The 13,545-nt window shown below is 38.6% G+C and carries 7 protein-coding genes; 6 read left to right on the top strand and 1 reads right to left on the bottom strand.

Annotation, left to right across the window (positions count from 1 at the left end; genetic code table 11):
- Positions 1-80: 80 nt before the first annotated feature.
- On the bottom strand, positions 81-530 hold the full coding sequence (locus ACYVHJ_RS17140; RefSeq protein WP_460517152.1) for a hypothetical protein: 450 nt from the start codon (positions 528-530) through the stop codon (positions 81-83).
- A gap of 764 nt (positions 531-1,294) precedes the next feature.
- Between ACYVHJ_RS17140 and ACYVHJ_RS17135 the strand changes: the two genes are divergently transcribed.
- The 6 genes from ACYVHJ_RS17135 to ACYVHJ_RS17110 all read left to right on the top strand — a co-directional run bounded on the left by ACYVHJ_RS17135 (position 1,295) and on the right by ACYVHJ_RS17110 (position 13,541).
- Positions 1,295-4,012, top strand: coding sequence for a family 78 glycoside hydrolase catalytic domain (locus ACYVHJ_RS17135; RefSeq protein ID WP_460517149.1), 2,718 nt, complete (start codon positions 1,295-1,297; stop codon positions 4,010-4,012).
- Positions 4,013-4,163: 151 nt separating this feature from the next.
- Complete coding sequence (locus ACYVHJ_RS17130; protein WP_460517146.1) at positions 4,164-4,772, top strand: RNA polymerase sigma factor; 609 nt, start codon at positions 4,164-4,166, stop codon at positions 4,770-4,772.
- 126 nt (positions 4,773-4,898) lie between these two features.
- Positions 4,899-5,900, top strand: coding sequence for a FecR family protein (locus ACYVHJ_RS17125; RefSeq protein WP_460517143.1), 1,002 nt, complete (start codon positions 4,899-4,901; stop codon positions 5,898-5,900).
- Between the two features lie 145 nt (positions 5,901-6,045).
- Positions 6,046-9,435: a SusC/RagA family TonB-linked outer membrane protein gene (locus ACYVHJ_RS17120; protein ID WP_460517140.1), complete on the top strand. Its 3,390-nt coding sequence runs from the start codon at positions 6,046-6,048 to the stop codon at positions 9,433-9,435.
- A 12-nt stretch (positions 9,436-9,447) separates the two neighbouring features.
- On the top strand, positions 9,448-10,929 hold the full coding sequence (locus tag ACYVHJ_RS17115; RefSeq protein ID WP_460517137.1) for a RagB/SusD family nutrient uptake outer membrane protein: 1,482 nt from the start codon (positions 9,448-9,450) through the stop codon (positions 10,927-10,929).
- A gap of 200 nt (positions 10,930-11,129) precedes the next feature.
- Positions 11,130-13,541, top strand: a complete 2,412-nt coding sequence (locus tag ACYVHJ_RS17110) for an SLC5/6 family protein (protein WP_460517134.1) — start codon at positions 11,130-11,132, stop codon at positions 13,539-13,541.
- Positions 13,542-13,545: the final 4 nt, after the last annotated feature.

The raw sequence follows: 13,545 nt of genomic DNA, 5'->3' as shown, positions 1-13,545 counted from the left end.
GCGCTGCTTCGGGTGCAACCGGAGCAGCTTTTTTGTTTTAACTTGAATTTTACATAGGCTTATTTTTACAAATATTTAGTTCATTTATAATAGAAATTGCGATTTTCATCCCTCAAGGAAATTGCGTTGAATTTGGTCGTCGCTATAAAAACTTTATCTAAATCTTCTTTCAAATCAAAATTCGCAGTAAATCTATTCCCCTTTTGGGAATCATTGTCAAATAGCCACTTATCCCCAAGGGGCGTTTGTAGTGTAATTGCAGCTTTGCCAAATATGGTAGTTTCAAAAATTGCTTCTCCAATAAGCCTTTCTAATCCTATCAAAAAATCCTTAAAGAATTTAATTATTGAATCGGCGTTCAACACAATTTCTTTGCTACCCGGAAGAATCATGTGTTTTCTTTCCCAAACCCCAGCCGGAAAGGAGCTAAGGTCTTTTTGGTTGGTCTGTCCGGTTTTGGTGTATTGGAAAAATAATGGTGGCCAATTAGCAAATAAAATAAAGGATGCCTTAGCACATTTCCACTTCATAATTGTCTCAATTGATTTTTAAACATTTAAATGAGCAGACTTTTATACATGGTCTTCTCAAAAAAAATCACTATTGGATAGCAAGCTAGGGCTTACATCAGTACTTGGAAGATCCCATGACTTATGCGTTTTTCGATTAAGCATATCCTTAAAATAGGATCAATAAGTATTTCAAATAGTTCATCTTTTTCTAATGGCAATCTGATGTTCGTTAGTTGGTATTGAATAGATGCATAAATAGGTGGTAATATAGAATGTCTTGCTAGTTTATTTTAAAATGGTTATTAAATAACAAATTAAAAGTAATATAAACAAATTAAAACTGAATTCTGTCCTAATTAAATGTTAGATGGAATAAGTTGGGTTTTGAGTCAGTGATGTTAAATTAGAAAAAAACGCTTGTATTACATTTTTAGGAGGTTTTTGTGGTCATCAAATGGTCTATCGAGCCATTTTTCAATTGAGCTTTAACCAATATTTTAATTGAATAAATGCCACTGGATTGAGCAGCTTTCAGCCATATTTTGTAACCGCCAACTTCTATATACTAGCGCAAGGTGTGCTACGAAGCCGTAGTAATTCAGTGGGTGTATCTCCTTGCAGTATATATTTAAAATACATTGGATTTTCCTGAACTTAGGCAATTTCCACGGCCGAACAAATATCAAAATGCCGGATAAAAAATTGGGGTGGTTTAAAAAATTCTTACCTTTTCACCCTATCCTCGGTGAAGAAAGGTATACCACCTCAACAAAAAATAATTTATGAATCGGATTTTTCAAATAACATCTTGTTTATTGTTAGGCTTGGTATTAGCCTGTAACTCAACAGTAGCCTACAAAGTTTGTGAGCTTAAAACCAAACACCTTAAAAAGCCCCTGGGCCTAGAAGAAAACCCAGTATTTAGTTGGCAAATGAAAGAGGTTTCACCGGGTTTTTTCCAACAAAATTACCGGATTTTGGTGGCCTCAAGTCCGGGGGATTTAGATCTGGGAAAAGCAGATCTTTGGGATTCAGGAGTGATTTTCTCTGCTCAATCGCTAGGCATTCCTTATACCGGAAAGGCCCTTAACTCCGGAAAAAGAGCCTACTGGAAAGTCATCCTTGAAGATGAAAAGGGACTGGTTCATGAAAGTGAACCCACCTGGTTTGAGATGGGGCTGACCAACCCTAAGGATTGGAAGGCTTCATGGATAGTTGCTACAGAAGAAAGTAACAGTAAGCCTGAGTTGACAGCAGCCCCTTATTTCAGAAAAGACTTTTCGGTAAACAAGCCTATTCAATCTGCAAGACTTTATATTTCAGGTCTAGGCTACCATGAAGCCTTTATTAATGGCGCTAAGGTAGGAGATCATGTGCTGGATCCTGCCATGACCCGCTATGATAAAAGTGCAAAATATGTAGTTCACGATGTTACTGAATTACTAAAGCATGGAGACAATGCCATAGGGGTTGTATTGGGGAATGGCTGGTATAATCAGCATACAAGGGAAGCCTGGGATTTCGATCAGGCTCCTTGGCGCGACGTACCTGTCCTAAGGGCGCAATTGAAGATCGTAGATGCTGAGGGGAACGAGCATTGGATTTACACCAATGACAGTTGGAAATTCACCTTGGAAGGGCCAATCCTTTTTGATAGTGTGCACAATGGGGAGACTTATGATGCCGGAAAAGAAATGAAGGATTGGACCATGCCGGGTTTTGAAGCGCATAATTGGAAAACAGCCCATTCAGTAAGCGGGCCAAAGGGAAAAATGGTAGCACAGGTTATGCCTCCGATAAGGGTTATTCAATCCCTTGAACCAAAGAATCACTGGTCAATCAACGACAGTACCCTGATGTATGATTTAGGGCAAAATATCACCGGATGGGCAAATTTTAGGATAAAAGGACCGGCCAATTCAAGGGTGAAAATCAGATATGGTGAACGAGTTTATCCTGACAGTACTTTGGATGTCGAGGAGCTTAGCCGATTTATTTGGTCAGGAGATACCCAAACAGACAGGTATTACCTTAAAGGTGAGGGAGAGGAGTCTTGGCACCCCGTTTTCACCTACCAAGGTTTCCAATATTTGGAGCTTACCCTAAGTGAACCGGATATTGATTTATTGGAAATTAAGGCGGATGTAGTCCATACAGACTTGTCCGAAAAAGGATATTTCAGAAGCTCAAATGCCATGTTTAACCAATTGCAGGAAAACATGCGCTGGTCTTTTTTGGGCAATTACCATGGGTATCCCACCGACTGCCCTCACCGGGAAAAAATGGGATGGACCGGTGATGCGCTTTTGGTAGCAGAGATGGGGAATTACAATTTTGATATGGTGCCGGCATACAGTAAATGGTTGGATGACTTTGTGGATGAGCAGCAAGAAAGTGGAGATCTTCCCGGCATAATTCCAACCAGCGGTTGGGGCTATACTTTCAATCAAGGACTGGATCGGGAAAGAGGCTATGGTCCTCATTGGGAAGGGGCCTTTCTAGAAGTAGCCTGGCAGATGTACCGATTTTCAGGTGACAGCTTATTGCTGGCCAAGTATTATCCAAATATGAAAAGATATGTAGACTATCTAGAGGATCACGGTGAAAATTACCTTTTAAATTTTGGAATTGATGATCACAAACAATTAGAAAACCTTACCCAAGGACCCTTTTTATCCACTGCTTTTTTTCATTATTTCAGCAATTTACTGGCTAAGATGGCTGATGTTTTGGGTGAAGAGCAAGACAGGAAAACTTATGAGGCATTGGCAGCAAACATTGCTGATGCATTTAATCAGGCCTATTTAAATCCCGAAACCGGCCAATATGACCATGGAGGACAAGCCGCTCAAGCCGTGCCATTATTTACAGGTTTGGTACCCGAGGAGAAGGAAGAGTTGGTGTTAGCCGCTTTGTTAAAGGCCATTGCAGCTAAAGACGGTCATATTGATGCGGGTGTAGTGGGGACCAAAGCCATTCTTCATGTGTTAATGGATTACCATCAGGGGGATGTATTGTTTGAAATGGCCAATAAAAGAACCTTTCCGGGCTGGGGCTATTGGGTAGATGAACTGAATGCCAACACCATGTTCCAAAACTGGGATGGCAGTCAATCTCGGAACCATATCATGTTTGGTACAATAGGGGATTATTTCTACAAAGGTTTGGGAGGTATCCGTCCAACTTGTGAAAGTCCGGGGTTCAAAAAGTTTATTGTTGCCCCTTCTTTTCCTTCCGATTTGGAATGGGTAGAATCAGGATATTCCTCTCCCTATGGAATGGTAAAAAGTCATTGGAAACGAACCTCGGAAGGAGTAGAATGGACCATCACCGTCCCAGCCAATTCCACGGCAGAATTAAGATTGCCGGCAATAGGAAAGAAGGCTCCCTATTTTTTAAACCTAAAAGGGAAAAGTTTTGAAAAAAATGTTGATAATGGAGTATTTGTTTATTCTTCGCAATTACCGGGAGGAGTTTATGTAGTGGTGTTGGATAGTTAAAAGTATAATGTTGTGTTGGTAGGGGTTTTCGGAGAATTTATGCTTATGTTAAAATGTAATTGTACTATTTTATATGTAATAATTTTAATTTAAGATAGTGTCTATTTAAAATATCTCTATATTTAGGTGTTAAGCAATAATAAACCCAAAAATGCCCCAATTTAAACTTGATCCTTTTATAAATGAAATTTCTGAAACTCAAGAAGCAGATGCTACAAAAATTGTAGTGCATGGGGTTTTATGGGATGAGTTCAGAAAAGGTAGCGATGCTGCCTTTATTCAGATATATGAACAATTTTTTGATAGTCTGTATAATTATGGGATGCGCTTATCTCAGGATGAATCTCAGACCAAGGACGGGATTCAGGAAGTATTCTTTGATCTCAAGCGCCTACGTCACAAAATAGGCCCTACTGACAATATTAAGTTTTATTTACTCAAATGCCTTAAACGTAAGCTTCAGCGTCAGTTTTCCAAATGGGAACAAAGAAGGGAAAGCCTTGACTCAAGTCAGGATTTTGATTTTACAATTTCTCATGAACAGCAATTGATTGATCAACAAATGAGTATGGAGAAAATTGAGGAGTTAAATAGTGCTATTGCCAAACTTAGTCCCAGAAAAAAAGAAATCATTTATTATTTTTTTTATGAAGGTTTTAGCTATGTCCAAATTCAGGAAATAATGGGATTGGACAGTGTCAAAACTACTCGAAACCTAATGTACAAAGCCTTGGGATTTTTACGAGAGACGCTTAAATAGGGCACTAGGGCTGTTTAATTTAAAAGCCATTTCTTCTAAAGTTTAAGCTATTTCAAAAAAATGTAAAAATTTTAGGTGTTCTTTTGCGGGTGCTTTGTATTTACCTATAAAGCCAGTATAAATTAGATGAAGACCAAAGAGGATTTTTTAACTAACCCGGAGTTTATTGCCTGGGTAAAGCATCCACATGATCATTTGAATGATTATTGGTCTAAATGGATGAATGCAAATCCGGATGATTTAAGGGAACTTAAGCTGGCCCGAGAGATTTTATTGCGTACTAATTATCCTGAATACAAGGCTCCAACGGGGATGAAAGAGGACATTAGACAAAAGCTTTTAACCATAAAACCTGCAGATGCTCCAAGAGAAAAGAAGAATTACCGGTCGGTAATTAACTTAGCAGCTGTGCTTTTGATTGGATTTGCCTTGGCATGGATCTCAGGAGTTTTTAACAAGGATCTAGTAGATAATCCTGTTGAAAATCTGGTAATGCATCATAAGAGAACTGTTTCAGGGGAAAAATTACAGCTAACCCTATCTGATGGTACAAGGGTTTGGTTGAACAGTAATAGTGAATTTTCCTTTCCTGAAAAATTTGGAAACAAAGAGCGGAAAGTCTTTTTAGAAGGGGAGGCATTTATAGAAGTGGAGAAGGATAGCATAAGACCTTTTAGGGTTGTTGCACAGGGATTAGTGACCACCGCTTTGGGTACTTCCTTCAATATTAAGGAAAAAGGAGAAGCAGAAATTAGTATTTCATTGGTAACTGGTAAAGTTAAGGTTGAGAATGTTGCCAAAAGTGAAGATTTCTTTCTTAGTCCGGGAGAACAATTGCATAGAGACCCTATTACCGGTGAAAAAAGCATTCGGAAGTTTGATAGGCATACTATTTCATCATGGAAAGAAGGGACTATTTTATTTGAGAAATCAAATCTTAAAGAGGTGGTTGCAATACTGGAAAATTGGTATGGGGTAAAGATTGAGGTTGAAAATTCTACAAATGCCTCTTGGGAATTTTCGGGTGAATACCATAAGCAAAGCCTTGCCAATGTATTGAAGAGTATGGCCTACGTACAGAATTTTGAATATGAACTAAAAGGAAAAAATGTCACAATCAAATTTTAAAAATAGGATTCTCAGAATACCACCTTAATAAAACCGGTTGGATAAATCCAACCGGCAGTGGGAGGTCTAAAGATGGAAAACATTGGGGAATGGGACCATCTAAAGACCCTGCATATTGAATAAAATCCAATAAACCCTTAAAAATATGAAAAAAATATTACTTAAGACAATTATGATGTTGTCCAAAGGCTTCTTGTATGGATTAATATTCCAGATGATGGTGGTAAATTTTACCAGTGTTATACAAGCAAAAGGCCAGTATAAAAGCATAGAAGAAGTTACCATTCGGCTATCGGCCCCTTCATTAAGTATAGGGCAATTTTTTAAAGAAGTAGAAAGAAAAACTCCTTTTAAGTTTGCATTTGATAATCAAAGGCTTGACAGATCTCAGATTATACGTTTCGATCAACAGAAAGGAACTGTGGAAGAGAGCCTGATCGTTGCAGGCAAACAGCTAAAACTGAGTTTCCGTCAGATAAACAATACCATTGATGTGATCAAACGTATTGATCTCGAGTCCATTAGTCCTAAAATAGCAGAAAGAAAACCTATCACAGGTACGGTGAAGGATGAAAATGGAGAGGCAATACCTGGTGCTACCGTTCTGATCGTTGGTACCAATACAGGTACAGCTACTGACATAGACGGGAACTTTAGCTTAGATGTGGAAGAAGGTGCAGAGATATTGATTTCTTTTATCGGTTTTGAGCCTCAAAAGGTGGTAATAGGAAACCAAAGCAAGCTTACCATAACAATGTCAGAGGATCAATCCTCTTTGGATGAAGTGGTGGTCGTGGGTTACGGAACCCAGAAAAGCAGGGATCTGACTACGGCTGTAGCCAAACTTTCCGGAGAAAAGCTTGAAGACAGAACAGGAACGATAACTCGGGTTGACCAGGCATTAATAGGTGCATTGGCGGGAGTGAGGGTTCAGGAGGTTTCAGGTCAACCAGGCCGAGCATTGAGTATAAAAGTGAGAGGCACTGGCTCTATAACTGCAGGATCAGAACCATTGTATGTTGTGGATGGTGTGCCCATTTCAGGGGATTTAAATAATATTGCTGTAGGCAATATAGAAAGTATAGAAGTATTGAAAGATGCTGCTGCATCAGCCATCTATGGATCAAGAGGTGCCAATGGTGTTGTAATCATTACTACCGAGAGAGGGGCTTCCGGAGCCCCTGTTGTATCATTTAAAACCAGATATGGCTTTCAACAAGTTGCAAAAACTTATGATGTATTAAATAGGGATGAGTGGATAGATTTTGCTGTTGAGGAAAGGAACAATACGTATTTATTGAATGGAGGAGACCCTAATGTTCCCTATGATGAAAGACCTGGAGGGAGCAGAATAAACCCAGAATGGATTTCCAATCCCGAAAGTTTTCCGGATACAGATTGGCAAGCTTTGATTTCAAGAACTGCCCCCATACACAATTCGCAATTATCAATTTCTGGCGGTACTGAAAATACTACCTATAGTGTTTATGCAGATGTCTTCCAACAGGAGGGAGTTATAAAGCATACAGATTATAATCGGTATTCATTTAAAGTAAATGTAGAAACCAAAATTCATGAGAAAGTGAAAATTGGTTTAAATATAAGTCCAAGTTATTCCATCCAAAATGAGGCTGACGCAGAAAATGTGGGAGGGCCTATATCAAGGGCTAAATTTTTAGCCCCGATAGTTGAACCTCATTTGGGAACAATTAATACCGGTGGAGAGCCATATACGAGAACAGATATTCTTGTTAATCCATTGGTTTGGCTGGAAGAAACGGATGATAAAACCAAACGGTTTAGAACTATCGGAAGCTTTTATGTGGATTTAGAAATTATAAAAAATTTAAGTTTAAGAAATGCTACTTCCGCTGATTACTCGAGTGGTAGCAATAGTTTTTACAAGACCAATAATGTAAATAGAAACAATGGGAGCTACGCACAAGCTGCTACTTTATTGAACACCAATTTGTTGAATGAGACATTATTGAGTTATTCCATCGGTAATGACAACTATGATTTTACGGCAATAGCTGGTTTTTCCGCTCAGAAATTCCGAAATGAAAATACTTTTAGTGAAGTAAGGGGATTTCCGGATGATTTGGTCAAAACGTTAAATGCCGGAACAGAGTTAATTGCTGCCCAATCTACAGCTAGTGAACACAGTCTTTTGTCTTATTTTTCACGTGCGACCTACAGCTTAAATGATCGCTATCTGGTTACTGCAAGTATCAGAAGGGACGGTTCTTCCAGATTTGGAGGCAATAACAAATGGGGTTGGTTTCCATCAGTATCTATGGGCTGGAGGATCTCGGAAGAAAGTTTTATGAATAACATTAATGCACTGAATAATTTAAAATTGAGGGCGAGTTATGGTGCCACCGGAAATTATAATATCCCCAACTATGGATATATAGGAACTCTATCGCAAACAAATTACGTGTTGGGTGATGGAACAGGGAATTTAATGGGAGGTTTGAGTCCTTCCTCTTTTAGTAACCCTGAGCTAAGCTGGGAAAAAAACAACACTTTGAATATTGGTGTAGATATGGGCTTTCTCGAAAACAGATTCACATTAGGTGTAGACTTATACAGAAGTATAACTCGTGATCTACTCCTCAACGTCCCAATTCCTGTCATTTCAGGATTTAGTAGCACTTTGCAAAATATAGGTAAAGTAGAAAATAAAGGAGTGGAATTTGAATTAGGAGCAAGAGTAGTCAGTACCAGTGATTTTTCGTGGAGAATTGATGGGAATTTATCTTTTAATAGGAACAAGGTTTTGGAATTAGGTCCAGAAGGAGCCTCAATTCCGGGATTTGCAAGGGGAACTTCTGTAACGATCACTCAGATAGGCTCTCCAATTGGTAGTTATTTTCTTATTCCAGTAGCCGGAGTTTTCATGAGTGAAGAAGAGTTAAATGCTAGCCCCAAGTCAAAAACACAAAATGTGGGTGACTTAAAATATGTAGATACCAATGAAGACGGTGTAATAACTGATGATGATAAACAGATCGTTGGGAAAAATCAGCCTGATTTTACCTGGGGCTTATCTCAAACTATTCAATACAAAAATTTTGATTTAAGTGTAATGGCTTATGGAGAATCAGGAAACAATTTGATTAATGAAAGCCAAGGTGGAGCAGGTCGTTCCCATGTAGGAAATGTATTAGGTTATTGGAGAGACAGGTATGTTTCAGCAGAAAACCCCGGAGATGGAAACACGCCAAGGGCTGCTGTTACTTCTAATTTGACCACTCCTTCAACCTTTTGGATGTTTGATGGTAGTTTCTGGAGAATCAGAAATGTTTCTTTAGGCTATAATGCTCCCGAGTCCTTCTTAGGGAATTTTAAAGGAGCAGTATCAGGATTAAGAGTTTATTTAAGTGCTGAAAATGTATTTACCAAAGACAATTATTTTGGTAACCCGCAAACCGGAGTAAGGAACAACAGCCTTTTGGTACCCGGTATTGACGCAACAAATACTTACCCTTTGGCCAAATCACTTGTTTTGGGTTTAAACATTACATTTTAATAATTAAGAAAAATGAAATTTATATATAAATATGCATTCATTTCCCTTGGGATTCTTTTCTCATGTTCAGAAGATTATCTCAATCTGGCGCCTATTTCTAATAGAAGCGTGGAAGGGTTTTATAATAATCAGGAGGAATTAAACCAAGCCTTAATGGGAGTCTACGATGGGCTTCAATCTACTCAAACAAGTGTGTATGCAATGTTGATGAAAGAGCAACGTTCAGACAACACCTTTCAGCAATCCCTCTTGTATAACTTTCACTCCATAATCCATTTTAACGAATCAGCAGAGAATACGCAGCTTTACCCTGCTTGGTCAGGCTTGTATGAATCCATTTACCACTGTAATGTTTTTCTGGAAAAGATTGAAGGAGTAAGCTTCGAAAATGATCAGGTAAAAGAGCAGATGAAAGCAGAAACCAAAGTGATTAGGTCCTTGTATTATTTTGACTTGGTAAGGTATTTTGGAGGGGTTCCGATTGTTACTAAACCTTTATCTATTACAGAATCACTTCAGTATGACCGAAATTCCATAGAAGAGGTTTATGCAACCATCATATCGGATTTAGAAGAGGCAGCAGCGGACTTACCTCAAACCTATGCTCCACAAGATGAAGGAAGAATTACTTCTTTGGCTGCGAAAGCCCTTTTGGGTAAAGTGTATTTAACCAAGAGTGGGTATCCTTTGAATTCTGGTGAATGGGAAAAGGCAAAGGTTTTGTTAGAGGAAGTCATTAATTCAGGGCAATTTGAATTTTTCTCTAAATATTCAGATGTGTTTGATATTGCCAATGACAATGGAAAACAGTACGTTTTTTGGGTTCAATTTAATTCAGTTGCTCAAGGAGAAGGTAATCCTATTCCTAGAATTCAAGCGGCCAATAATATTGACCGAAATGACCCTGTTTTAGGCGTTTCCTCAGGAGGATCTCCGCTAAGCCCAATTGTCTCTCAGGATTTCATAAATAGTTTTGAAGAGGGTGATGTAAGGCTTGCCCACACCGTTCAAATGCAGTGGCTTCAAAACGATGGGGTGATGTTTTATACTCCCTTTTCTAAAAAGTTTGTTTCAGGGAATTCCGGTCCACAGAATAACTGGGATATAAATTGGCCTGTCATTCGGTACACAGATGTACTGATGATGTACGCAGAGGTACTAAATGAGATTGCTTATACGCCAAATGGAAAAGCTTTTGAAATTTTAAATCAAGTTCGAGAAAGAGCTGGTTTGGATCCCAAAGGAACCAATGATGTACCTGATCAAGCGTCATTTAGAAACTGGATATTAAATGAGAGAAGATTTGAATTTGCCTTTGAACACCAGAGATGGCACGATTTGGTTAGAACTGATCAGGGTTTATCCGTAATGAAGAATTTTTTGATGGAATATGGACTTGATGGTAATGTAACCAAGGAGAAATACCTTTACCCAATTCCTTCAAGAGTAATCCAAACCAACCCAATTATTACTCAAAATCCTGGTTTTCAATAAAGCAGAAGCATACTTGATACCTGTCCCAGTTTTTGTTTTGAGAGGTTTAAAGGATAATTCATCAGGCCATTTGGAGGTTTCAAATTAGCAGGGCTAAATTGTAATCTCCAGATGGCATTGAATACTTTCTGTTTAGTGATTTCACCACCTAGTTTATTACAGGTAAACCCCAACTACGATTGCCCCATAAAATAAAGAATATGAGAAACTTACTTTACGGATTTATTTTTTTGGTTTCACCTCTTATTTCATGTAGTGACCAGACAAATTCCCAAGGGGAGCTTTCTTCAGTATTAAGAGAACATGCCATCGAACAACTCCATTCGGTTTTGTACAGTGATTTGAAGTGGGAAAAAATTCATGCAGCAGAGTACCTATTGGCACTTGACTATCAGACAGGCGTAGATAGTGTTTTTAAAAAAGAAGAATTAAAATTTGGCAATGAACCCTATTATAGAATTGGAATATGGAGGGTGTTGGCTCAATCTGGTGGGAACGATGATTTTAAAAAGGTTTGGATAGATAAAATTAGGGAAGTCTATCAGGACAGCCTTTCACAAGATAGGATTCATGCGGTGGAAGCACTGGCGAAGCTTGAAATATCTCCCAATATCGAGATACAGACAAATGATGAAATTTTATATGTATTTAGCACATGGGCTCATGCCTATTCATCCGAATCCAGAAAAAAGCAAAGCATAGCGGATTTGATGGAAATTTTAAAAGGGGAGGAACATTCTGAGAGGGCTAGAAAGTTAGCTGCTTATGCATTAAGAAAGATAAAAGGGATCAGTACCTCAGATTGGGATCAATTAACTGATTTGGCATTAAGTCAACCTGAAATTTCTGATTTTCAGGTTTATTTGACTTCTTTAAGTTGGATTACTGCTCCGAAGGATTCATTATCAGTTCCTAGGATGGAAAAGCTAAAGAATCTTTTGTCAAATGGGGGCAAGGACAATCTAATTTATCAAAGAGAATATGCCTATACCTTGGGCGAGAAAGGTAGTAATCTTGATCTGGATTTACTGGAGAAAATGGCCAATTTAAACCCTGACAAGGATAACCCCTCCTATAATCAACTTATTGATTTAAAAGTTACGGCTGCCTATGCCTTGCTGCGGATTGAACGAAGGGTGGAGGCTACACTTTCATGGATTGACTGGCTCGTCATTTCCTTGTATGGGGCCTTGATGTTGGGCATAGGATATTTCTACTCAAAGGTCAATAAGACCAAAGAGGACTATTTATTGGGAGGAAGGAAGATGAATTCCGTGTCTATTGGCATATCACTCTTTGCCACTTTACTTAGTACCGTGAGTTATTTGTCCTACCCGGGAGAAATGATCAAATATGGGCCGGTAATTTTCGCTGGAATGTTAGGCTTTCCAATCGTTTATTTTGTTGCCGGCTGGTGGTTGATCCCTAGAATAATGGCAATGAAAGTGACGAGTGCCTATGAAATATTGGAATTGAAACTGGGTTTAAGCATCAGGATGTTGGCCATCTTTATGTTCCTTTCCTTACGGTTCCTTTGGATGGCTACTATTATTTATGTCACCATTGATATAACTTTTCTTACGGTTGTTCCTATAGACCCAAGTTATATCCCTTTAGTCAGTATCTTATTAATGGTTATAACCATTGTTTATACTTCAATGGGTGGCTTAAAAGCAGTTGTGGTAACCGATGTAGTTCAAACGGTAGTGTTTTTGGGAGGAGCTTTTCTGAGTATTTTGATTGTAAGTATACATTTTGGATCGGTAAGTTCATGGATACCTACGGAATGGCCGGCCTACTGGAAGCCTATTCAATTTGGTTTTGATACCCAGGAAAGGACCACCATAGGGAATGCAGTTGTGATGTTATTTGCCTGGTATATTTGTACCACAGGCTCCGACCAAATGGCCATTCAAAGGTACTTGTCCACCAGAGACATTAAGGCAGCCAGGAAATCTTTAAAAGTTTCCTTGTACACCAATTTATTGGCTAAATGTCTACTAGGTCTTTTGGGGCTCGCAATGTTTGCCTTTTTCTCTAAGAACCAACATTTTTTAGCCGATGGACAATCCTTTAGTGAACAATCAGACACCTTATTTCCAAGGTTTATATTGTTAGGGTTACCGGTAGGGATATCTGGTTTGGTGATTGCAGGTCTGCTTGCTGCAGCCATGTCAAGCCTTTCCTCGGGCTTAAACTCCGTCTCAACGGTGATTTCTGAAGATATTTTCAATCGATTTTTTAAAAGAAAAAAAGAAGTTTCCTTCAAAGGCTCATTGCAACAGATTAAAATCCTTTCCTACTTAACTGGATTAATTGTAATTGGATTGAGCTTTTTTGTAGGCAGTGTACAAGGGAACTTGTTTGATATTGTGATTAAGGTGACCCACCTTTTTGTGGCACCTTTGTTTGTATTGTTTTTTATGGCGCTGTTTGTTCCTTTTGCCACTGAAAGAGGGACATTTCTGGGGGGCATAGTGGCCATTATTGTTGCTGTAGCAATTTCATTTTATGGTGTGTTGGGAATTACGGTGCTCTGGGTTTTACCCTTCTCCTTTTTTGCAGGAGCTATTGTCGCCTGTGCTATTAGTTTGATTAATAAAAAAGAATAAAAGA

Source organism: Cyclobacterium sediminis (assembly GCF_054781075.1).
The sequence above is the reverse complement of the archived record's forward strand: the minus strand, read 5'-3'. Positions and strand labels throughout refer to the sequence as shown.

Coding starts and splice junctions, on each gene's coding strand:
- ACYVHJ_RS17140 (WP_460517152.1), bottom strand. CDS start 530: ATGAAGTGGAAATGTGCTAAGGCATCCTTTATTTTATTTGCTAATTGG.
- ACYVHJ_RS17135 (WP_460517149.1), top strand. CDS start 1,295: ATGAATCGGATTTTTCAAATAACATCTTGTTTATTGTTAGGCTTGGTA.
- ACYVHJ_RS17130 (WP_460517146.1), top strand. CDS start 4,164: ATGCCCCAATTTAAACTTGATCCTTTTATAAATGAAATTTCTGAAACT.
- ACYVHJ_RS17125 (WP_460517143.1), top strand. CDS start 4,899: ATGAAGACCAAAGAGGATTTTTTAACTAACCCGGAGTTTATTGCCTGG.
- ACYVHJ_RS17120 (WP_460517140.1), top strand. CDS start 6,046: ATGAAAAAAATATTACTTAAGACAATTATGATGTTGTCCAAAGGCTTC.
- ACYVHJ_RS17115 (WP_460517137.1), top strand. CDS start 9,448: ATGAAATTTATATATAAATATGCATTCATTTCCCTTGGGATTCTTTTC.
- ACYVHJ_RS17110 (WP_460517134.1), top strand. CDS start 11,130: ATGAGAAACTTACTTTACGGATTTATTTTTTTGGTTTCACCTCTTATT.